The 21,273-nt window shown below is 69.7% G+C and carries 22 protein-coding genes; 9 read left to right on the top strand and 13 right to left on the bottom strand.

Annotated elements, in window-relative coordinates:
- Positions 1-2: 2 nt before the first annotated feature.
- Entirely contained in the window at positions 3-1,013 is a 1,011-nt protein-coding gene (locus AAHF99_RS08235) for an extensin-like domain-containing protein (RefSeq protein WP_342163672.1), read from the bottom strand.
- 130 nt (positions 1,014-1,143) lie between these two features.
- On the opposite strand from AAHF99_RS08235, the gene AAHF99_RS08230 reads away from it, so the two are divergent.
- Entirely contained in the window at positions 1,144-2,373 is a 1,230-nt protein-coding gene (locus AAHF99_RS08230) for an amidase (protein ID WP_342163671.1), read from the top strand.
- A gap of 8 nt (positions 2,374-2,381) precedes the next feature.
- Here the strand turns inward: AAHF99_RS08230 and AAHF99_RS08225 are convergent, their stop codons facing one another.
- A complete protein-coding gene (locus tag AAHF99_RS08225) occupies positions 2,382-3,527 on the bottom strand; it encodes an AI-2E family transporter (RefSeq protein ID WP_342163670.1) in 1,146 nt (381 codons plus the stop codon).
- 126 nt (positions 3,528-3,653) lie between these two features.
- On the opposite strand from AAHF99_RS08225, the gene AAHF99_RS08220 reads away from it, so the two are divergent.
- A complete protein-coding gene (locus AAHF99_RS08220; protein WP_342163669.1) occupies positions 3,654-3,803 on the top strand; it encodes a hypothetical protein in 150 nt (49 codons plus the stop codon).
- A gap of 4 nt (positions 3,804-3,807) precedes the next feature.
- On the opposite strand, the gene AAHF99_RS08215 is transcribed toward AAHF99_RS08220, so the two are convergent.
- Positions 3,808-4,278: a molybdenum cofactor biosynthesis protein MoaE gene (locus tag AAHF99_RS08215; protein ID WP_342163668.1), complete on the bottom strand. Its 471-nt coding sequence runs from the start codon at positions 4,276-4,278 to the stop codon at positions 3,808-3,810.
- 110 nt (positions 4,279-4,388) lie between these two features.
- On the opposite strand from AAHF99_RS08215, the gene AAHF99_RS08210 reads away from it, so the two are divergent.
- Positions 4,389-5,411, top strand: a complete 1,023-nt coding sequence (locus AAHF99_RS08210; protein WP_342163666.1) for a gamma carbonic anhydrase family protein — start codon at positions 4,389-4,391, stop codon at positions 5,409-5,411.
- 19 nt (positions 5,412-5,430) lie between these two features.
- Here AAHF99_RS08210 and AAHF99_RS08205 read toward each other — a convergent pair whose 3' ends face one another.
- The 10 genes from AAHF99_RS08205 to AAHF99_RS08160 all read right to left on the bottom strand — a co-directional run bounded on the left by AAHF99_RS08205 (position 5,431) and on the right by AAHF99_RS08160 (position 14,679).
- Entirely contained in the window at positions 5,431-6,159 is a 729-nt protein-coding gene (locus tag AAHF99_RS08205) for an amino acid ABC transporter ATP-binding protein (RefSeq protein WP_342163919.1), read from the bottom strand.
- A 148-nt stretch (positions 6,160-6,307) separates the two neighbouring features.
- A complete protein-coding gene (locus tag AAHF99_RS08200; protein WP_342163665.1) occupies positions 6,308-7,000 on the bottom strand; it encodes an amino acid ABC transporter permease in 693 nt (230 codons plus the stop codon).
- Positions 7,001-7,058: 58 nt separating this feature from the next.
- Positions 7,059-7,781, bottom strand: coding sequence for an amino acid ABC transporter permease (locus AAHF99_RS08195; RefSeq protein ID WP_342163663.1), 723 nt, complete (start codon positions 7,779-7,781; stop codon positions 7,059-7,061).
- Between the two features lie 77 nt (positions 7,782-7,858).
- Positions 7,859-8,782 (bottom strand): amino acid ABC transporter substrate-binding protein, encoded by a 924-nt coding sequence (locus AAHF99_RS08190; protein ID WP_342163661.1) that lies wholly within the window; start codon positions 8,780-8,782, stop codon positions 7,859-7,861.
- 380 nt (positions 8,783-9,162) lie between these two features.
- The gene (locus tag AAHF99_RS08185) at positions 9,163-10,284 is read right to left on the bottom strand and encodes a branched-chain amino acid ABC transporter substrate-binding protein (RefSeq protein ID WP_342163660.1); all 1,122 of its coding nucleotides are present in this window, start codon (positions 10,282-10,284) and stop codon (positions 9,163-9,165) included.
- Between the two features lie 57 nt (positions 10,285-10,341).
- Positions 10,342-10,695: a DUF6867 family protein gene (locus AAHF99_RS08180; protein ID WP_243956267.1), complete on the bottom strand. Its 354-nt coding sequence runs from the start codon at positions 10,693-10,695 to the stop codon at positions 10,342-10,344.
- The gene (locus tag AAHF99_RS08175; RefSeq protein ID WP_342163659.1) at positions 10,688-11,494 is read right to left on the bottom strand and encodes an ABC transporter ATP-binding protein; all 807 of its coding nucleotides are present in this window, start codon (positions 11,492-11,494) and stop codon (positions 10,688-10,690) included. The genes AAHF99_RS08180 and AAHF99_RS08175 overlap by 8 nt, the downstream gene beginning before the upstream one ends.
- A gap of 10 nt (positions 11,495-11,504) precedes the next feature.
- On the bottom strand, positions 11,505-12,365 hold the full coding sequence (locus tag AAHF99_RS08170; RefSeq protein ID WP_342163658.1) for an ABC transporter ATP-binding protein: 861 nt from the start codon (positions 12,363-12,365) through the stop codon (positions 11,505-11,507).
- Complete coding sequence (gene livM / locus AAHF99_RS08165) at positions 12,365-13,762, bottom strand: high-affinity branched-chain amino acid ABC transporter permease LivM (protein WP_342163657.1); 1,398 nt, start codon at positions 13,760-13,762, stop codon at positions 12,365-12,367. Before livM ends, AAHF99_RS08170 begins: the two co-directional genes overlap by 1 nt.
- On the bottom strand, positions 13,762-14,679 hold the full coding sequence (locus AAHF99_RS08160) for a branched-chain amino acid ABC transporter permease (protein ID WP_342163655.1): 918 nt from the start codon (positions 14,677-14,679) through the stop codon (positions 13,762-13,764). The genes livM and AAHF99_RS08160 overlap by 1 nt, the downstream gene beginning before the upstream one ends.
- Positions 14,680-14,912: 233 nt before the next feature.
- On the opposite strand from AAHF99_RS08160, the gene AAHF99_RS08155 reads away from it, so the two are divergent.
- The 6 genes from AAHF99_RS08155 (at position 14,913) to AAHF99_RS08130 (ending at position 21,148) form a co-directional block, all read left to right on the top strand.
- Positions 14,913-16,193, top strand: coding sequence for a dicarboxylate/amino acid:cation symporter (locus AAHF99_RS08155; RefSeq protein ID WP_342163654.1), 1,281 nt, complete (start codon positions 14,913-14,915; stop codon positions 16,191-16,193).
- A gap of 24 nt (positions 16,194-16,217) precedes the next feature.
- Entirely contained in the window at positions 16,218-17,132 is a 915-nt protein-coding gene (locus AAHF99_RS08150; protein ID WP_342163653.1) for an amino acid ABC transporter substrate-binding protein, read from the top strand.
- A gap of 81 nt (positions 17,133-17,213) precedes the next feature.
- Positions 17,214-17,870 (top strand): DUF1007 family protein, encoded by a 657-nt coding sequence (locus AAHF99_RS08145; RefSeq protein ID WP_342163651.1) that lies wholly within the window; start codon positions 17,214-17,216, stop codon positions 17,868-17,870.
- Complete coding sequence (locus AAHF99_RS08140; RefSeq protein ID WP_342163649.1) at positions 17,861-18,862, top strand: nickel/cobalt transporter; 1,002 nt, start codon at positions 17,861-17,863, stop codon at positions 18,860-18,862. Before AAHF99_RS08145 ends, AAHF99_RS08140 begins: the two co-directional genes overlap by 10 nt.
- Before the next feature lie 65 nt (positions 18,863-18,927).
- The gene (locus AAHF99_RS08135; protein ID WP_342163648.1) at positions 18,928-19,830 is read left to right on the top strand and encodes a beta-keto acid cleavage family enzyme; all 903 of its coding nucleotides are present in this window, start codon (positions 18,928-18,930) and stop codon (positions 19,828-19,830) included.
- Positions 19,831-19,924: 94 nt separating this feature from the next.
- On the top strand, positions 19,925-21,148 hold the full coding sequence (locus AAHF99_RS08130) for an ABC transporter substrate-binding protein (protein WP_342163647.1): 1,224 nt from the start codon (positions 19,925-19,927) through the stop codon (positions 21,146-21,148).
- The last annotated feature ends 125 nt before the right edge of the window (positions 21,149-21,273 follow it).

Here is a 21,273-nt window from a genome sequence, read left to right as displayed (position 1 = left end):
GATCAGTAGATCGGGCCCTCGACGGAGGGAGGGGGCGCCCCAAGCTGTAGCGGCTCGCCGTACTCCTCGCCCGGCTCCTCCGGCACGGCCGCGACGCGCGGGGCCGGGCGGGGGGCGAGGCTCGGGCGCGGCTGCACCGAGGTGTAGGCCGAGGGCACCTGCGCCGGGACGCGCGAAGGCGCGCGGGCGACCTGCGTCGGGCTCGCGGCCTTCGACATCGGCGAGACGCCGTAGGGATCGTCCTCCTCGATATCCACAGGGGCCTGCGGCGGCGCGGGCTGGCGCGGTGGCGGGATGGGCTTCGAGAGCGGACGCGGGCCGTCGCCGCCGAGCTGCGGCGTGAACTTGATAAGCGGCTGGCAGATCCGGCGCAGGCCGCGCGGGTCGTGCCGGGCGAGGTCCACGTGGATGTGATCGTAGTGGAACACGTTCGAGCCCGGCGCCAGCACCGTGGTGAAGCGCTGGCACGCGCCCAGGAAGATCTCCCGGAGGAAGCCCTGCTCCGCCTCGGTGCCACGCCAGCCGCCCTTCACGGTGATGACATGGCCGTCCGCGAGCTTGAGCGACATCACGTCGATGGCGTTGCCGAAGCCGTGCTCGGAGAGCTTGGCGCCGGGCTGGTTGTTGCGCCCCCGGCAGGAATAGGTGCCCGCGTTGATCTCGGCCACGGGGACGCCGAAATAGAGTTCGGCCGCCGGCTGGATCGTGTCCGCGAGCCACGCCTCGGCCTCGGCGAGCGCCGGGCAGCCCAGCGTCATCCGCTGCTTCAGGAGCACGGAGCCGTTGCCGAGCCGCGTCACCCGGAAGGGCTGCTGCATGCCGCAGGGGCCGGGGCCATCGATGGCGGCCGCCGGCGTGATGAATTCGGTCTGCGTCACCAACTTCTTGGCGAGGCACACCTGCTCCGCCTGGTCCCGCCACGGCTCGCGCCGTTCGAACCGGTTGACCGAGCAGGCCGTGAGGGCCGCCCCGAACAGGGCCAGGCCTGAGAACGCGAGAACGCTACGCCGCATGAACCGGACGGTGCGCACGATCCCGTAAACGCTTCGTCAAGCGCGTTTCCGCTTTCCCGACCCCTGTGGCATGGCGCGATCCACGCCCGACGCGGTTGACAGGCCCCCACCCTGGTCGACCACATAAGCGATGCTTTCTCTCCTCGATCTCCGCGCCCGTATCGCCGCCGGCACCCTCACGCCGGCCGGCGCCGTCGACCTCTGCCGGGAGGCCATCGCCGCGCGCGATCCCTCCATCGGCGCCTTCGTCGCCATCGATCCCGATCCGGCGATCCCGCAGGACGGGCCGCTCGCGGGCATCGCGGTCGGCATCAAGGACATCATCGACACCGCCACCCTGCCGACGCAACTGGGCACCGCGCTCTACGCGGGCTGGCGCCCGAAGGCGGATGCGGCCGTCGTGGCGCGGCTGAAGGAGCGCGGCGCGGTGGCGCTCGCCAAGACCACCACCACCGCCTACGCCAGCTCAGACCCCACCGAGACGCGCAATCCGCACGATGCCGGCCACACGCCCGGCGGGTCGTCGGCCGGCTCGGCGGCGGCGGTGGGCGCCGGCATGCTGCCGCTGGCTTTGGGCACCCAGACGGCGGGCTCGGTGATCCGCCCGGCGAGCTATTGCGGCTGCGCGGCGATCAAGCCCTCCTTCCGGCTGATCCCGACGGTCGGGGTGAAGACGTGGTCCTGGGCCCTCGACACGGTCGGCCTGTTCGCGGCGGGCGTGGGCGACCTCGCCTATGCGCTCGCCGCCATCACCGGACGGGACGGGATCGACGGGGAATCCGCGTCCAGCCCCCGCATCGCCCTGGTGCGCCAGGACTTCGCGGAGGCGCCCGAGCCCGCCGCCGAGGCGGCGCTGGCCACGGCCCGCGCCGCCGCCGAGCGGGCGGGGGCACGGGTCTTCGACCTGACGCTGCCGCCGGACCTCGCGCAGGCCTGGGAGCGCCACGGCGCCATCCAGGATTTCGAGGCGCGGCAGGCGCTGGGTTGGGAGTTCACCGCCCATCGCGACAGCCTCCCGCCCCATGTCCGGCGGAACCTCGAGGCGGGCGACGCCACCGCCCCCGCGACCTACGACGACGCCCGCCGCCATGCCCACCGCGCCCGCCGGGTGCTGAAGGGGCTGTTCGGCGAGTTCGACGCCATCCTCACCTTCTCGGCCGCCGGCCCGGCCCCGGTGAGCCTCGCCTCCACGGGCGATCCGCGCTTCAACCGGCTCTGGACACTGATGGGCGTGCCCTGCGTGAACGTGCCGGTGCCGGGCGACGGCCTGCCGGTGGGCGTGCAGGTCATCGGCCGGTTCGGCGGCGACGGGCAGGCGCTCGCCGTCGCCAAGCTGATCGAGGACGCCCTGCGGGGGTGAGCCCCCCCTCAGTGCCCCGGATGCTCGCCGAGCGTGTCCTCGACGTAGAGCTGTTCGAGCAGCACCTTGATCACCGCAAGCAGCGGCAGGGCGAGCGCGATGCCCCACAGGCCGAAGATCACGCCGAGCACGAGCTGCCCGGCGAAGATCGTCGCCGGGGGGATGTCCAGCGCCCGCTTCTGGATGAAGGGCGTGAGCCCGTAGCTCTCCAGGCACTGCACCGCGAGGTAGACGCCGAGCGCGCCGAGCAGCGCCTTCGGCCCTGACGCCAGGGCGGCGAGCAGGATCACGAGGCCCGCCACCAGCGGCCCCACCGTGGGCACGAAGGCGAGGAGCCCCGCCTGCAGGCCGAGGATCAGCGCGCCGCCGATGCCGAGGAAGGCGAGGCCCGCCCAGGTGAACAGGAAGATCGCCGTCATGGTCAGCAACTGGCCGAACAGCCAGTGGCGCAGGGTCTCGCCCGCCCCGTCGAGCACCTTGGCGCCCCGGCGGCGCTTCGTGGGGGGAATGAAGCGCAGCACGCCGTCGCGGTAGCTGCGCGGGTCGGCGGCGAAGGCGGCGCCGAGGAAGACGATGACGAGGAGGTTGCCCACGGCGTCGAAGAGACCGAGCACCACCGCCGTCGCCGGGCCGAGCACGCTGCCCGCGCTCGACAGGACCGAGCCGGAACTCTTGAGCAGCCCCGAGGCGAGACCCCCGAGGCCGCCCTCCTGCTGGCCGGGCTCCCGCGCGGACCGGCCCTCGTCCTTCGTCGGGCCGAGGAGCGGCACGTCGATCCCGTGGTCGGCGAGCCAGGTGTTCACGGAATCGGCCTGCGTCTTGATGGTGCTGCCGAGGTCACGCCCCTGCTGCGCGACGGTGGTGCCGCCATAGGTGGCGAAGCCGAGCGCCAGGAGCGCGACGGTGATGCTCGCCAGCGTCAGACGCAGGCTGCGCGGCAGCGGCAGGACATAGGCGAGCGCCCGCGTCAGACCGTCGAGGAATACGCCGAGCAGCACGCCGGCGAAGATCAGGAGCAGCGTGCCCGCCGACATCCAGGCCAGGGCCAGGGCGGCGGTGAAGCAGACCACGGCGATGCCGGAGCCGGCGAGGGGGGCGGCCCCCCGCCATGGGCCGACCGGCCCGTTCAGGGCCTCGAGCTTCGATTCGGGCATTACGATCCTTGGCGGCCACTGAGCCCCACGTCGAACGCGTCGCAGGCGCCCCGGTCAAGCCCTGGGCGACGAATGCGGGGGATGTGCGTTGATGCCCGGAGACCTCATCCCAAGGAGCACCCGCGCATGGACAACCACGGCAGCACCCGGTTCAACCACCTCGCCCCCGGCGACAACATCGACAAGCGGGATCAGTTGAGCAGCGTGGTGCTGATGGGCCTCGCCATCGCGGGCGGGGCCGTCTCGCTGATCCTCACGGCGCTCCTGGGCGGCTAGTCCTTCACCAGCGCCCCGCCGCCGCGTCGTCGGCGGCGGTGGCCTCGACCCAGCCGCCGACCGTCTCGTCGGCCAGATGCTCTCGCTTCCAGAACGGCGCACGGGTCTTCAGGTAATCCATCAGGAAGCTGGCCGCCTCGAAGGCCGCGATCCGGTGGCCCGAGGCCGTCAGGACGAAGACGATGCCCTCGCCGGGCCGGACGAGCCCGTGCCGGTGGATGACCCGCACCGCCTGGAGCGGCCAGCGCGTCTCGGCCTCCTCGACCACCCGGCCGATCTCGGCCTCGGCCATGCCGGGGTAATGCTCCAGTTCGAGGGCGGCGAGGCGCCCGGCCTCGTCCCTGCACAGCCCCGAGAAGGTGACGACCGCCCCGGCCTTCCCCGCAAGCTCCGCCTCGACGCGGGCGACCTCCCGCGCGAGGTCGAAGGGCTCGGCCTGGATCGAGACCTTCGCGGGGGGCAGCGGAGATTCCATGGCGGACTTTCGGGGGCCGCCCCCGTGGGGCGCCTGACTGTTTGCGCTGCGCCCTATATGGCACGCAGGAGCCGGAGGCCGAACCGGGGCCGCGAGAGGCACGAGGCATCATGAACCCAGATCTGACGCTGCCATACGAGGGCGAGTCGCCGTCCTTCGCCAGCCGCCCGGTCTGGTGCGGACGCGGCAGCACCGTGATCGGCGCGGCGCGGATCGGCGATCAGGCCTGGCTCGGGGACGCGGCGGTGATCCGCGCCGACGGGCAGCGCGTGACCCTGGGGGACCGGTTCTGGCTCGGCCACCGCTCGACCGTCCACATCGCCACCTTCACCCACGGCACGACCTGCGGCGACCGGGTGACGGTGGGGCGCAACAGCGTGCTCCACGCCTGCACGATCGGCGCGGACGTGGTGGTCGAGGACGACGTGGTGATCCTCGACGGGTCGAGCATCGGCGACGGCGCGGTCATCGAGGCGGGGGCGACCGTGTTCCCCCGCTCCGACCTCGCGGGGGGCTTCGCCTATGCCGGCAGCCCGGCCAAGGCGGTGCGCCCGATCACGCCGGGGGAGGCGGCCGAGCGCGCCGAACGGGTCCGCGAGCGCAGCGCCGAGGGGCTGGGCGCCGATCCCGAGCCGCCGCAGGACCTCGACCCGGACGTGTTCGTGGCCCGCACCGCGCGCCTGCGCGGGCGCGTCGGGCTGGGGGCGGGGGCGAGCGTGCTGTTCTGCTGCGCGCTGGAGGCCGAGGCCGGACCCATCGTGGTCGGCGCCGACACCAACATCCAGGACAACACGGTGATCCGCTCGCGGGGCGAGGGCGTGGTGATCGGGCGCGACACCACCATCGCGCACAATGTCCGCATCGCCGATTCCCGCATCGGCGCCCGCAGCCTCATCGGCATCGGCGCGGTGATCGCACCGGGCACGCTGATCGCCGACGACGTGATGGTCGCCGCCGGGGCCACCACCGATCCCGGCCAGATCCTCGAATCCGGCCATCTCTGGGGCGGGCGCCCCGCGCGCATCCTCGGGCCCCTCGACGCCGAGCGGCGGTCGATGATGCTGCGCATCGTGGAGAGCTATTGCCGCCACGGTCGCGAGTACCGGGCGGCGCAGGAGGAGCTGGCGGGCTAGCGACCGCGCCCGCCGCCGTTCAGTGCTGCAGGATCTTCGACAGGAAGGTCTGCGCGCGCTCGGAGCGGGGGCTGCCGAAGAAGTCCTCCTTCGTGGCGTCCTCGACGATCTCGCCCCGGTCCATGAAGATCACCCGGTCGGCGACCTTGCGGGCGAAGCCCATCTCGTGGGTCACGACCATCATGGTCATGCCCTCCTTGGCGAGTTCGACCATCACGTCGAGCACTTCGCCGACCATCTCGGGGTCCAGCGCCGAGGTCGGCTCGTCGAACAGCATCACCACCGGGTTCATGGCGAGCGCGCGGGCGATGGCCACGCGCTGCTGCTGGCCGCCGGAGAGCTGGCCGGGGAACTTGTGCGCGTGGGCGCCGAGCCCGACGCGGGCCAGCAGGTCGAGGCCGCGCTTCTTGGCATCCTCGGAGCCGCGCCCCAGCACCTTGCGCTGGGCGATGGTGAGGTTGTCGGTGATCGTCAGGTGCGGGAACAGCTCGAAATGCTGGAACACCATGCCGACCCGCGAGCGCAGCTTCGGCAGGTTGGTGGACTTGTCGAGCACCTTCGTGCCCGCCACCGTGATCTGGCCCTTCTGGAAGGGCTCCAGGGCGTTCACGCACTTGATGAGCGTCGACTTGCCCGAGCCCGAGGGGCCGCAGACCACCACCACCTCGCCCTTGGCGACCTTGGTGGTGCAATCGGTCAGCACCTTGAAGTCGCCGTACCATTTGCTGATGCCGTCGATGGCGATCATCGTCTCGCCCGGCGCGCCCTTCGGCAGGCCGGAGACGAGGCTGCCCGGCTGGAGGCCGGGATCCTTCGGGGCGTGGTCGGCGTCGACGGCGGGCTGCGAGGCGGTCGGGGCCGGCATCGGGGAAGAGGTCATGGTGAAAGTCCCCTGATCAGCGGATGATGGCGACGCGGCGCTGCAGGCGGCGCACGAGGAACGAGGCGGCGAAGCAGATCGCAAAGTAGACGAGCGCCGCGAAGATATACATCTCCACCAGACGCCCGTCGCGCTGGGCGACCTTCGAGGCCGCGCCCATGAAGTCGGTGAGCGACAGGACGTAGACCAGCGACGTGTCCTGGAAGAGCACGATGGTCTGGGTCAGCAGCAGCGGCAGCATGTTGCGGAAGGCCTGGGGCAGCACGACGTTGCTCATCGTCTGCCAGTAATTCATGCCGAGCGCCTGCGCGGCCCCGGTCTGCCCCTTCGGCACCGACTGGATGCCCGCGCGCATGATCTCGGCGAAATAGGCCGCCTCGAACGCCGTGAAGGTGATGAGCGCCGAGGGAAAGGCGCCGACCTGGATCGGCGTCGTCGAGCCGACGACGTAGGCGCCGATATACGGCACCAGGAAGTAGAACCAGAAGATCACCAGCACGAGGGGCAGGGAGCGGCACAGCTCGACATAGCCCTTGGCGAGGTGCCAGACGCCGGGGATCCCCGAGAGCCGGGCCATGGCGAGCAGGGTGCCGAGCACCACGCCCCCCGCCGCCGCCATGGCGGTGAGCGACAGGGTGAAGACCATGCCCGTCCCGAACAGGTAGGGCAGGGCGGTCAGGATGACGGAGAAATCGAAGTTCGAGAGCATCGCGGCCTGCGCATCATCGCCGCCTCGTCGGCGGCCGGTTGCAGCGGGGTTCGGGCGGTCAGCGCTGCCCGGGGATGGTGACGGCGCGTTCGAGGAGGCTCGCGCAGACGACGACCACGAGGTTGATCGCCACGTAGAGGAGCGTCGCGGCGGTGAAGGCCTCGAACACCTGGAAGGAGAATTCCTGCATCGAGCGCGCCCGGCCGGTGAGCTCGAGCAGGCCGATGGTCAGCGCCACGGACGTGTTCTTGAGGTTGTTCAAGAACTCGGAGGTCATCGGCGGCAGGATGATGCGGTAGGCGTTCGGCAGCAGGACGTAGCGGTAGGTCTGCGCCGTGGTGAAGCCCATGGCCGTGGCCGCCATCCGCTGCCCGCGCGGCAGGGCCTGGATGCCGGCGCGGACCTGCTCGGCCACCCGCGAGGCGGTGAAGAAGCCCAGGCACACCACCGCCGTGTAGAACGGCGCATCCGGCATCTGCTTCACGGAATCCCCGAGCCCGCGCGGCAGCACCTCCGGCAGCACGAAGTACCAGAGGAACATCTGCACCAGCAGCGGCACGTTGCGGAAGATCTCGACATAGGTCGTGCCGATGGCGTTCGCCGTCTTGCTCGGCAGGGTGCGCAGCACGCCGATGATCGAGCCGAGGGTGAAGGCGATCGCCCAGGCGCACAGCGCCGTCACGATGGTCCAGTACAGGCCGGACAGGAGCATGTCCGCGTAGGTGCCGGTCCCCTCTGGGGACTGGTCGAAGAAGATGCTCCAGTTCCAATTGTAGTTCATCGCCCGCCCGGCCCCGCTGCCGTTTCTTGGTTCGCCCCGCGGATCGTGCCGCGGGGCGCTCGTTCAGGTGCGAAGGCTCAGTAGGCAGCCGGATCGGGGCTGTCGATCGGCTTCGTGAACTGCTTCTTCATCTCGTCGCTCATCGGCAGGTTCAGGTTGATGTTGCGCGGCGGGATCGGCTGCGTGAACCACTTGTCGTAGAGCGCCTTGCCCTCGGGGCTGGTGTAGAGCTTGGCGGTGGCCTCGTCGGCGACGGCCTTGAACGGCGCGTCGTCCTTGCGGAGCATGATGCCGTAGGGCTCCGGCTTGGAGAGGGCTTCCTTCGAGATCTCGTAGGCGCCCGGATCCTTCGAGGAGGCGACCAGCGAGGCGAGGAGCACGTCGTCCATCACGAAGGCGACGGCGCGGCCGGTCTCGACCATCAGGAACGCCTCGGCGTGATCCTTGGCGGGCAGAATGGTCAGGCCGAGCTTCTTCTCGGTGTTGGCCTCGTTGATCTGCCGGATGTTCGTGGTGCCGGAGGTCGAGACGACGGTCTTGCCCTTCAGGTCCTCGATCGTGTGCAGGTTCGAGGACTTCTTCGAGACGAAGCGCGTCGCGGTGAGGAAGTGGCTGTTGGTGAAGCCCACCTGCTTCTGGCGGTCGGCGTTGTTCGTGGTCGACCCGCATTCGAGGTCGATCGTGCCGTTGGCCATCAGCGGGATGCGGGTCGCCGAGGTGACCGGGTTCAGCTTCACGTCGATCTTCGGCAGGCCGAGCTTGTTCTTCACCGCGTCGGCGATCTTGTAGCAGATGTCCATGGCGTAGCCGACCGGCTTCTCGTCACCGCCGAGGTAGGAGAACGGCACGGAGGAGTCGCGGTAGCCGATGGTGATGGCGCCGGAATCCTTCACCTTCTTGAGGGTGCCGGTCAGGTCCTCGGCGCCGGCGGCCAGGGGGGCGACGGCGAGGCTCAGGCCAAGCGCCGCGGCGAGGCCACGGCGAGCGTTAACGAACTGCATCGGTACGGAACTCCTGGGTCTGGCCGAACGTCGTCGGCAGGCGGTGTCGGGTGCAGGCCCGCCCGCTCGAGCGAGCCTTTGCAACGTTGATGCCGGAGAGACAGGTCTGAATACGAGATACCGGTCGGCGCGCGGTCTGGAGGCCGGTGAACCGGCCGTCCTGAACCGCATCGATCCATCCGGAGCCACACTCGCCGCCTCTCCGACACTCGGAGCCGGGCCGAGCGCCCGCGCGAGCGGCATGTTGCATGATTTTAAGGCGGACGCATCGGGGCGCGTCACGGAGCCCACAGGCTGCGCCTGACGATCCGGCCGATGTCGCAATGCGAAAGCCGCCCCGCAGCGTGGCGGGACGGCATCCGGTCGGCGTGCGTGAAACGTTACTGGGTCAGTTCATTGCCGGCATAGCCGATCTGGCCGTCCTTGCCCTTCTTCCACTCGTAGATCACGTAGTCGGGCTTGGTGATGTCGCCCTTCTTGTCGAGGGAGATCGGGCCGAGCACCGTCTGGAACGGCTTGCCCTCGCGCATGTAGGCGGCGACCTTCTTGCCGTCCGTGGACTTCACGGCGTCCGCCGCCTGCTTGAAGATCTGCGCGGCGGCGTAGGCGTAGAGGGTGTAGGCCTCGGGATCGATGCCCTTCGCCTTGAAGGCGGCGACCGCGTCCTTGGCCGCCGGGTTCTTGCGGGCGTCCGGCGGGAAGGTGGTGAGCGTGCCCTCGGCAGCCGGGCCGGCGATGGCGACGAGCTCGCGGTCGACCATGCCGTCGCCGCCCATCATCGGCGCCTTCAGGCCCTGGTCGCGCATCTGGCGCAGGATCAGCCCGGCCTCGGTGTAGTAGCCGCCGAAATAGACGATATCGACGCCGTTCTGCTTCAGCTTGGAGACGAGGGCCGAGTAGTCCTTCTCGCCCGGGTTGATGCCCTCGTAGAGGGTTTCCTTACCGCCCTTGGCCTTGAACGCCTTCAGCGTCTCGTCGGCGAGACCCTTCCCGTAGGGGGTCTTGTCATGGACGATGGCGACCTTCTTCCCCTTGAACTTGGTGGCGAGGTAATCGCCCGCCACCGCGCCCTGCTGGTCGTCCCGGCCGCAGGTGCGGAAGGTGTTCCACAGGCCGCGCTCGGTGAACTTCACGTTGGTCGAGGCTGGGGTGATCTCGACGATGTTGGCGTCGGCATAGACGTCCGAGGCCGGGATCGAGACGCCGGAATTGAAGTGACCGACCACGAACTTCACCTTGTCGGAGGCGAACTTGTTGGCCACCGACACGCCCTGCTTCGGATCGGAGGCGTCGTCACCCACGACCAGCTCGACCTTCTCGCCGTTGATGCCGCCGGCCTTGTTGAAGTCTTCCACCGCCTGGGCGGTGCCGTTCTTGAGCTGCGCGCCGAAGGCCGCGCTGTTGCCGGTGATCGGCGCACCGACGCCGATCTTGACCTCCGCCAGGGCGGGGCCGGAGGTCAGGACGCCGAGCGCGAGGCCCGCCAGAAGTACCGATCGCATCGCCACACTCCCCTTCATGCGCCCCGGACAATCAGGGCGAACCGAATCGTCGAAGGCTCAAGACCCGCGCGGACGCCATGTCAGCGGCGAGGTCTTCTCGTAGAGCCAGCGGTACTGGCTCGTCATCTGGCGGGTGCGCGTCGCACGAAACCCCGCCGAGCCGATCAGCAGCACCACCAGCGCGTCCACGGCATAGTAATGCGCCGACAAGAGCGTCCCGCCGAACAGGGCGAAATGGATGAAGCGCACGGCGGCCGCCACGAGGAGCAGGGCCGGCACGCAGTGCCAGTAGGGCCGCCAGCCCTTGGCGATGCCCCGCGCCGCCATCCAGCCTGCCCAGCCGCCCATCACCACCGTGACAAGGAGGAACAGCCAGACCGAGCCTTCCTCGAACAGCAGGCCGTCAAGCATGGTCGCCCCCCGCAGGCGCGGCGTGGCCGCCTTCGAGATAGGCCGCCTTCACCGAGGGGTCGTCCAGCAATTGCCGGCCGGTGCCGCTCATGGTGATGCGCCCGTTCACCAGCACGTAGCCGCGATGGGCGAGCTTGAGGGCGTGGTAGGCGTTCTGCTCCACGAGGAAGATGGTCATCCCGTCCTCCCGGTTGAGGCGGCGGATCGCGTCGAAGATGCCCTTCACCACCAGCGGCGCGAGGCCGAGCGACGGCTCGTCCAGCAGGAGCAGCTTCGGCCGGCTCATCAGGGCGCGGGCGATGGCCAGCATCTGCTGCTCGCCGCCGGACATGGTGCCGGCGCGCTGGTGCAGCCGCTCACCGACGCGGGGAAACAGGGTGACGACCTTCTCCAGATCCTCCGCGAAGTAGCGCCCGCCATGGAGGGCGGCACCCATCTGCAGGTTCTCGTGCACGCTCATGCGCGGGAAGACCCGGCGGCCCTCCGGCGACTGCGCGATCCCGAGGCGGGCGATCTCGTGGGTCGGCACGCGGGTGATGTCGCGCCCCTCGTAGGTGATGGTGCCCGCCCGCGCCTGGGGGGCGCCGAACACGGTCATCATCAGGGTCGACTTGCCGGCGCCGTTGGCCCCGATCAGCGTGACGATCTCGCCCTCGCCGACATCGAGATCGACGCCCCTCAAGGCGGCGACGCTGCCGTAATAGGTCGAGACCCCGCGCACGGTGAGGAGCGGCGGCTTGCCTCCCGCCTGGATCGCGCGGGTCTCCTCCACGAGCACGTTGATGCCGGCGACGCTCAACGGTCGGCCCTCATGCGGGATGCCCTTCGTGCGGCAGGGACAGGCCCACCTCGGCCTCCACCGCCTCGACCTCCTCGTCCTCGACGCCGAGATAGGCGGCGATGACGCTCGGGTTGGTGCGGATCTCCTCCGGCGTACCGTCCGCGATCTTCTTGCCGTAGTCGAGCACGACGATGTGGTCGGAGATCTCCATCACCACCGACATGTCGTGCTCGATGAGCAGGACCGAGGTGCCCTCGTGGTCGCGGATGTGCCGGAGCAGGGCGTTCAGCTCCAGCGACTCGCGCGGGTTCAGGCCGGCGGCGGGCTCGTCCAGGCAGAGCAGCACCGGATCGGTGCACATCGCCCGCGCGATCTCCAGCCGCCGCTGCGCCCCGTAGGGCAGGCTCCCCGCCGGCTCGTCGGCCCGCGCGAGCAGGTCGATCCGCGTGAGCCAGCCCTTGGCCTTCTCCACCGCCGCCGCCTGCGCGTCGCGAAACCCCTTGAAGCCGAGGAGCCCCAGCACCGTGTAGCCGGAGGCGCGCATCAGCGTCTTGTGCTGGGCGACCAGCAGGTTCTCCAGCACCGTCATGCCGGGGAACAGGCGGATGTTCTGGAAGGTCCGCGCCACCTGCGCCGTCCGGTTCACCTGATGGTTCGGCAGGCGCTCCAGCAGGTGTTCGCTGCCGTCCTCGTGGGTGAGGGTCAGCATCCCCTCGGTCGGCTTGTAGAAGCCGGTGATGCAGTTGAAGACCGTGGTCTTGCCGGCCCCGTTCGGGCCGATCAGGGCGGTGATGTCGCCCCGGCGCGCTTCGAAGGACAAGTCGGCGATGGCGGTCAACCCGCCGAAGCGCATGGTCAGGTGATCGACCGTGAGGACGGGGGCCGCCATCAGCCGTGCCCCTCGCTCACATGGGCGCCGGAGATCGCGCGCCGCTCCCCCAATGTCACCGAGGGCATCCGCACCGAGATGAGCCCGCGCGGGCGCCAGACCATCATCGCCACCATGGCGAGGCCGAACAGCAGCAGCCGGTACTCGTTGGGATCGAACCCCTCGCCGAACACCGCCTTCAGGCTGCCGAGGTTGCGCAGCATCTCGGGGCCGGCGACCATCGCCACGGCCGCGATGGCGACGCCGAACTGGCTGCCCATGCCGCCGAGCACCACGATCGCCAGGATGATCGCGCTTTCCAGGAAGGTGAAGCTCTCCGGCGAGATGAAGCCCTGCCGCACGGCGAAGAACGAGCCGGCGATGCCGCCGAAGGCCGCGCCGAGCGCAAAGGCCGTGAGCTTCGTCGCCGTGGTGTCGATGCCGAGCGACCGGCAGGCGATCTCGTCCTCGCGCAGGGCCTCCCAGGCGCGGCCGATGGGCAGGCGGCGCAGGCGCAGCGTCACGAGGTTGGTGATCAGCGCCAGCACGAGGATCAGGTAGTACAGGAACACGACCCGGTGCATCGAATCGAATTCGAGGCCGAAGCGGGCGGCGAACCCATCCTCGTCCGCCGTGAAGGGGATGCCGAAGAAGGTGGCGCGCGGAATCGAGGACACGCCCGCCGCGCCGCCGGTCACGTCCGTCCAGTTGATGAGGACGAGGCGGATGATCTCGCCGAAGGCCAGCGTCACGATGGCGAGGTAGTCGCCCCGCAGCCGCAGGACGGGGAAGCCCAGCAGCATCCCCCACAGGCCCGCGAACAGGCCGGCGAGCGGCAGGCACACCCAGAAGGACAGGCCGAAGGTCGTCGAGAGCAGCGCGTAGGAATAGGCGCCGACCGCGTAGAACGCGACGTAGCCGAGGTCGAGGAGGCCCGCGAGGCCCACGACGATGTTCAGCCCCCAGCCGAGCATCACGTAGGTGAGGATGAGGATGCCGAGGTCGATCCAGTAGCGGGCCGAGCCAAGATCGCCGGTGGCGAGCGTCGCCAGGACCGGCAGGGAGAGCGCCACCGCCACGAACAGCCTCAGGCCGACCTTCGAGACCTTCTGCCCGGCATCGGGCTCGCCCCCCACGGCCTCGGTGGCCTGGGCGGGGGCGGGCGTCAGCGCCCGCCGCGCATCCCGGCGCAGCAGGAGCAGGCGCTGGCCGAGGCGCACGCCGAAGGTGATCGCGCAGAGGATCGCCACCAGCCCCCAGCGGGGGACGAGGACGAGGTCGCTGCCCGGCCCCGGATCCATCCGGTAGGCGATCAGCGGCAGGCAGAGGCCGAGGGCGACGAGGGCGCAGAGGGCGGCGTCGCGCAGGATGGCGCCCATGGCGCTGTCCGGCAGGGCGTCGGTGGCGGGGCGGGCCATCAGACCTTCTCGACCTCAGGCCGCCCGAGGATCCCCGAGGGCATGAAGATGAGCACGATGGCCAGGATCGAGAACGCGGCCACGTCCTTGTACTCGATGGAGAAATAGGCCGACCAGAAGGTCTCGATCAGGCCGATGATCAGCCCCCCGAGCACCGCGCCGGGCAGGGAGCCGATGCCCCCGAGCACCGCCGCCGTGAACGCCTTCACGCCCGGCACGAACCCGTCCGAGAACGAGACCACGCCGTAATACATCACGTAGAGCACCCCCGCGACCGCCGCGAGGGCGGCGCCGAGGACGAAGGTCAGGGAGATCGTCCGGTCCACGTCGATGCCGAGCAGGGCGGCCATCTTCCGGTCCTGCTCGCAGGCCCGCTGGGCGCGGCCGAAGGGCGTCCGCTGGACGAGGTACCAGAAGCCCGTCAGCAGCACCGCCGTCACCACCATGATGAGCCCCTGCTTGTAGGACAGGACCACGGTGTACCCCTCCCGCTCCAGCACGGTGATGCCCCCCGAGAGCACCGGCGGCATCGACTTGTTGCGGGCGCCCTGCACCACCTGCACGAAGTTCGACAGGAAGATCGAGACGCCGATCGCCGAGATCAGGGGCGCCAGCCGGAAGGAGCCCCGGAGCGGCCGGTAGGCCACCCGCTCGATGGCCCAGCCCCAGAGGGCGGTGAGCGCCATCGCCAGCACCAGCACCACGAGGAAGGCGAGCACGATGGAGGAGACGCCGAGCCACGTCGTCAGCAGCAGGAACAGGATCAGGGAGATGAAGCAGGAGACCATGAAGACGTCGCCATGGGCGAAGTTCACCATGCCGATGATGCCGAAGACCATCGTATAGCCGATGGCGATCAACCCGTAGATCGAGCCCAGCGTCAGGCCGTTGATCAACTGCTGCAGGAAGACGTCCATACACCCGTCCGCTCGATGCCCCAGCGCGTTGTGATCCTCCGGGGTCGGTCCGCAAGACCCGTACCGTAAGCGTAGCCTCGACGCCACAGGGGGTCCGGGGGCGTCATCGACACAAATCCGGGCATTTGCCGCACAAATTTCAGCAAGCGGGCTTGCGGATGGCATGGTGTCTGCTGGACCGTTACCAGAAATTGTAACCAATCGACCCGGGCGGGTGCGGGGAGGGATCAGCAATGTCGGGATCGAGACTGACCACGCTCATCTTTGTCGGCATGGTACTCGGCATCGCGGTGGGTTACGCCTGCAGCATCACTTGGCCGGATCCGCAGACCGCCAAGGAGATCGCTGGATACATCGCACTGGTGTCCGATATCTTCCTGCGGCTCATCAAGATGATCATTGCGCCGCTGGTGTTCTCGACGCTGGTCGTGGGCATCGCGCACATGGGCGATACTGCTTCCGTCGGGCGGGTCGGCGGCAAGGCGCTGCTGTGGTTCGTCGGCGCCTCGTTCTGCTCGCTGCTGCTCGGGCTCGTTCTGGTGAATTTCCTCCAGCCTGGCCACAACCTGAACTTGCCGCTTCCCGATGCCGGAGCGGGCACCGGCCTGAAGGCCGCCTCGCTCTCCCTCAAGGAGTTCGTCACCCACCTCGTGCCCAAGAGCGCGGTGGAGGCGATGGCCAACAACGAAATCCTGCAAATCGTTGTGTTCTCGATCTTTTTCGGCGTCGCCCTGGCCTCCCTCGGGGAGAAGGGCCAGTTCCTCGCCAGGGGAATCGAGGGCGTCGCCGACGTGATGCTCAAGGTCACCGGCTACGTGATGCTGTTCGCCCCCGTCGCCGTCTTCGCGGCCATCGCGGCGACCATCACAACCCAGGGCATCGGCGTCCTCGTCACTTACGGCAAGTTCATGCTGATGTTCTACTTCGGCCTGTTCTGCCTGTGGATGCTATTGATGGGCGTCGGCACGCTCCTCGTCGGCACAGGCGGGATCAGCCGGCTCGTGAACCTGATCAAGGAGCCGTTCGTACTGGCCTTTTCCACCGCGTCGAGCGAGGCGGCCTATCCGAAGCTGCTCTCGAACCTCGAACGCTTCGGCGTGCCGAACAAGATCACCTCGTTCGTGCTGCCGATGGGCTACTCGTTCAACCTCGACGGCTCGATGATGTACTGCACCTTCGCGGTGATGTTCATCGCGCAGGCCTACAACATCCCGCTGAGCTGGACGCAGCAACTGACGATGCTGCTCCTGCTGATGGTGACGTCGAAGGGCATGGCCGGCGTGCCGCGCGCCTCGCTGGTGGTGATCTCGGCGACCCTGTCGCAGTTCAATATCCCCGAGGCGGGGCTGCTGCTCATCATCGGCATCGACCAGTTCCTCGACATGGGCCGCTCGGCGACCAACGTCCTCGGCAACAGCATCGCCACCGTCGCCGTGGCGAAGTGGGAGGGCCAGCTCACCCTGGAGGACCAGCGCCTCGATCACATGCCCGGCGCCGCCGCGCCGGCCGAGTAGGGCGACGGGGAGGGGATGGCCGACATGGCTACGCGGAACCGGCTCCTCGCCCTCGCGGTCGCGCTGACCCTCGCCGCCTCCCCCGCAGGGGCGGTGGAGGTCCTGACCGGCACGCTCAAGACCGCCGCCGAGCGGGGGGAGATCGTGATCGGCTACCGGGAGAGCTCGATCCCGTTCTCCTTCGTGGAGGGCAAACGCGCCGACGGCACGCCCCGGGTGGCGGGCTACGCCATCGACCTGTGCGGCGAGATCGTGGACGACGTGCAGACGGCGATCGGTCGCCCCCTCAGGGTGCGCTACGAGCCGGTGACGTCCGAGACGCGCATCGGCGCCGTCACCTCCGGCAAGGTCGATCTCGAATGCGGCTCGACCACCGCCAACGCCGAGCGGCGCAAGCAGGTCGCCTTCTCGCCCGTCGACTTCATCAGCGCCACGAAGCTCCTCGTAAGGAAGGGCTCGACGCTCGCGTCCTACCGGGACCTCGGCGGCAAGACGGTGGTCGTCACCGCCGGCACCACCAACGAGCGTATCCTGCGCGATCTCCTCGCGCGGCTGAAGATCGACGCGCAGGTGGTGACGGCGCCGGACCACGCGGCCTCCTTCGCCCTGGTGAAGGCCGGCAAGGCCGATGCCTTCGCCCTGGACGACATCCTCCTCTACGGGCTGATCGCCACCGACCCGGCGGAGGGCTCCTCCTACACGGTGCTGCCGGACAAGCTCTCCTTCGAGCCCTACGGGATCATGTTCCGCAAGGACGACCCGGAATTCGCGTCCCTGGTCGCCGACACCTTCCGGCGGCTCGCCGAATCCCGCGAGTTGCGCTGGACCTACGAGCGCTGGTTCCTCAAGCGACTCCCGAACGGCGAACGCCTCGATGTGCCGATGTCGGACGACCTGCGGGTGAGCTTCCAGCTGATGGGATTGGACGCGGGGCAATAGCGCGCCTCGCTTTCGCCCCACGGCCGGGCGAACAAGCGCGCGTTCATCCTTCGTTGACCCATCGCCGCGAGCGTGCCGCCCATGCCGACCGCCGCCCTTCGCAGCCTCCTCGCCGTCGCCGCCTGCTGTGCCGTGACGGCCGCGCAGGCCCATCCCCACGTCTGGGTCTCCGCTAGGGCGCAAGTCGCCTACGCGGACGGCAAGGTCACGGGCGTGCGCCACACGTGGTCGTTCGATCCGGAATACTCGGCCTACGTCACCCAGGGGCTCGATGCCAACAAAGACGGCAAGCTCAGCCCCGACGAGCTGGCCTCCCTCGCGACCACGAACACCGAAAACCTTGCGGAGTTCGGCTACTTCACGAAGCTGAAGGTCGCCGGCAAGGAGCAGGCCTTCGCCGAGCCCCGCGAGGCGGCGATGCGGATGGAGGGCAACGCCCTCACGCTCAGCTTCCTCCTGCCCCTCAAGAGCCCGGCGGCGCCGGGACGGGGCGTGGCGGCGCTCGAAGTCTACGACCCGACCTATTTCGTCTCGTTCGGCTTCGCGGAGGGGCAGGATGCCGTGACGCTGACGGGTGCGCCGCAGGGCTGCACCGCCTCGGTGACGCGGCCGAAGAACGACCAGACGAAGGTCGCCGACGCCAAGACCGGCATGAGCGAGGCCTTCTTCGAAGCCCTCACCGCCGCCTCGAATTACGGTGAGCAATTCGCCAACCGGGTGATCGTCGCGTGTCCGTAGGGCTCGGCCTCGCCCCCGCCGCGCCGGCCTCGCGCCTGCCCCAGCGCCTTGCGCTGATGGCCGGGGCGGTCGCCTTGGCGGCCCTCGTCGTCGCCCTGCTGGCGTGGCTCATCGCCCCCGGTATCGCGACTCCGCCGCCGCGCTCGCCCTTCGGCATCGGATTCCGCGAGGCCGCCCCCGCCGCCACCGGACTCGGCGGGCTCATTCTTTCGCTTCAGTCCAGCTTCTCGCGGGCCATGAACGCCGCCGTCACCGCCCTGAAGGGCGGGGGCGACTGGACGCCGCTGATCGGCCTCGCCTTCGCCTACGGCGTCTTCCACGCCGCAGGGCCGGGGCACGGCAAGGCGGTCATCGCCGGCTACATCCTGGCGGGGGAGCGCGCCTTCCGCCTCGGCTGCGCCCTCAGCGCTTGCGCCGCCCTGTTGCAGGCCGCCGTGGCGATGGCCCTCGTGGGGGTCGGCAGCCTCGTGCTCAACGCCACCGCCGCGACGATGACGCGGGCCGGCACCTTCATCGAGACGGCGAGCTTCGCCCTGGTGGCCGCCGCCGGCCTCGCCCTGACCTGGCGCAAGGCCGGGCACCTCGCATCGGGCCACTTGGCCCAGAGCGCCTGCGGGCCGGATTGCGCCCACATGCCGGCGGCCGAGCGCATCGACTCTGCGCGGACCTGGCGGGCACGGGTGGGAATCGTTCTCGCGGCGGGCTCGCGGCCCTGCGCCGGGGCGGTGCTCGTGCTCGTCTTCGCGATGGCGCAGGGCGTGCCGCTCGCCGGCATCCTCGCCGTCCTCGCCATGGCAGTGGGCACCGCGCTCACCACCACGGCCCTCGCCGCGCTCGCCGTCTTCGCCAAGCGCGCCGCCCTGGCGCTCGCCGGAGGACGCGGGCAGGCCGGGGCGATGGCGATCGGCGGGCTCGAATTGCTGGCCGCCGCCTTCGTGCTGGTTCTGGGTGTCGCGATGCTCGCCGGTGTCGCTACGGGCGTCGGCGGCTAGGGCGCGACGCCTCGCCAGCCTCCCGCCGCCGTGCCACTCTCGCGCAAAACGCGGGAGGAGTGGACATGACCGACAGGACGATCGTCACCTGCGCGCTGACGGGCTCCTTCGACACCCCGAAGAAGAACCCGGCCGTGCCGGTGACGCCCGAACAGATCGCGCGCTCCGCCCTCGACGCCGCCGCGGCGGGGGCGGCCATCGTCCACATTCACGTCCGCGATCCCAAGACCGGGGCGCCGAGCATGGAGCTTGCCCTCTACCGCGAGGTCGTGGAGCGCATCCGCGAGCGCAACGGCGACGTCATCCTCAACCTCACCACGGGCGCGGGCGGACGCTTCGTGCCGGGGGAGGCGGACCCCGCCGTGGCGGGGCCGGGCACCACCTTCGTCACGCCCGAGGCGCGGACCCGGCATGTCGGCGCGCTGAAGCCCGAGATCTGCACCCTCGACATCGCCACGATGAACTTCGGCGAGCACCTGTTCCTCAACACGCCCTCGCACCTGCGGGCGATGGCGCGGGCGATCCGCGAGGCCGGGGTGAAGCCCGAGGTCGAAGTATTCGACCTCGGCCATATCGAACTTGCCCGGCACCTCATCACGGAGGGGCACCTCGCCCGGCCGCCGCTGTTCCAGCTCTGCCTCGGCATTCCGTGGGGGGCGCCGGCCACGCCTGAAACCCTCGTCGCCCTGCGCGCCCGCCTGCCGGAAGACGCGGTCTGGTCGGCCTTCGGCATCGGACGCGCCGAGTTCCCGATGCTCGCCGTGGCGGCGGGGATGGGCGGGCATGTCCGCGTCGGGCTGGAGGACAACCTCTATCTCGGGCGGGGGCAGCTTGCCCCGAGCAACGCGGCCCTGGTCGAGAAGGCGGTGAGCCTGCTCGCTCATATCGACCGCACGCTCGCGACGCCGGCCGAGGCGCGCGCCATCCTGGGCCTGACTCCGGGGACGCTTCCTCAACCTGAGGCATAGGCAACAGCCGAACACGCCGTCTAAGCTGCATCCGTCATGCAAACCCGCCGCACTGAACGTGGCGGGATCGTCATGCCCCTAGGGAGAGAGACCGATGCCGACCCGTACCCTCGCGGCGGGGGCGCTCGCCGCGTTCTGCACGCTCGCCGCCGCCCATCTCAGCGCCCGTGCCGCCGACCTCGTGCCGGTGAAGATCGGCGTCCTGAACGACCGCTCCGGCGTCTATTTCGACTCGACCGGCGAGGGCGCGGTGGTCGCGGCGCGAATGGCGGTGGAGGATTTCAAGCCGGAGCAGCACGGGCTCAAGGTCGAGGTCATCGCCGCCGACCACCAGAACAAGCCCGATGTCGGCGCCTCCATCGCCCGGCAATGGTACGACCGCGACGGGGTCGACGCGATCTTCGACGTGCCGACCTCCTCGGTGGCGCTCGCCATCGCGCAGATCACCAAGGAGAAGAACAAGGCCTTCGTGAATTCGGGCGGCGGCACCGCCGACCTCACCGGCCCGGCCTGCACGCCGAACACCGTCCATTGGACCTACGACACGGCGGCGCTCGCCAACGGAACCGGCAAGGCCCTGCTGAAGCGCGGCGGCAAATCCTGGTACTTCATCACCGCCGACTACGCCTTCGGGCTGGCGCTCGAACGCGACACCAAGGCGGTGGTCGAGAAGAACGGCGGCAAGGTCGTCGGCGGCGTGCGTACGCCCTTCCCGAACCCGGATTTCTCGTCCTTCCTGCTCCAGGCCCAGGCCTCCGGCGCGCAGGTGATCGGGCTGGCCGATGCGGGGCTCGATGCGGCCAACGCGATCAAGCAGGCGCATGAATTCGGCATCCGCCAGGGCGGGCAGCAACTCGCCGCGCTGCTGATCGCCATCACCGACATCCATTCGCTCGGCCTCGACGTGGCCCAGGGGCTCCAGTTCACCGCCTCGTTCTACTGGGACCTGAACGACGCCACCCGTTCCTTCGCCGACCGCTTCGCGCAGAAGATGCCGGGCAAGAAGCCGACCTCCTATCAGGCGGGCGTCTATGCCAGCACGCTCCATTACCTGAAGGCCGTCGAGGCCCTGCACTCGGCCAAGGACGGCGCGGCGGTCGTCGCCAAGATGAAGGAGATTCCCACCGACGACCCGCTCTTCGGCAAGGGGACGATCCGGCCGGACGGGCGCAAGATCCACCCGATGTACCTGTTCGAGGCGAAGGCGCCCGCCGAGTCGAAGGGCGAGTGGGACCTTTACAAGGTGCTGGAGACGATCCCCGCCGATCAGGCCTTCCGCCCGATGAGCGAGGGCGGGTGCCCGATGATCGCTAAGTAAGCGAGACCGAACGCGGCGATCCGGAAAGTTCCTGCGGACGGCGAGAATAAAGGCGGGACCCGCAGAGCCGAGCTGGGGTTGGCGGGATGTGGCCGCTTTCACCCGCTCGGCCATTCCACAGCCCG

The sequence above is a fragment of the Methylobacterium litchii genome (assembly GCF_038442315.1).
Taxonomy (GTDB): Bacteria; Pseudomonadota; Alphaproteobacteria; order Rhizobiales; family Beijerinckiaceae; genus Methylobacterium; species Methylobacterium litchii.
This window is presented reverse-complemented; position numbering and strand designations above follow the sequence as displayed.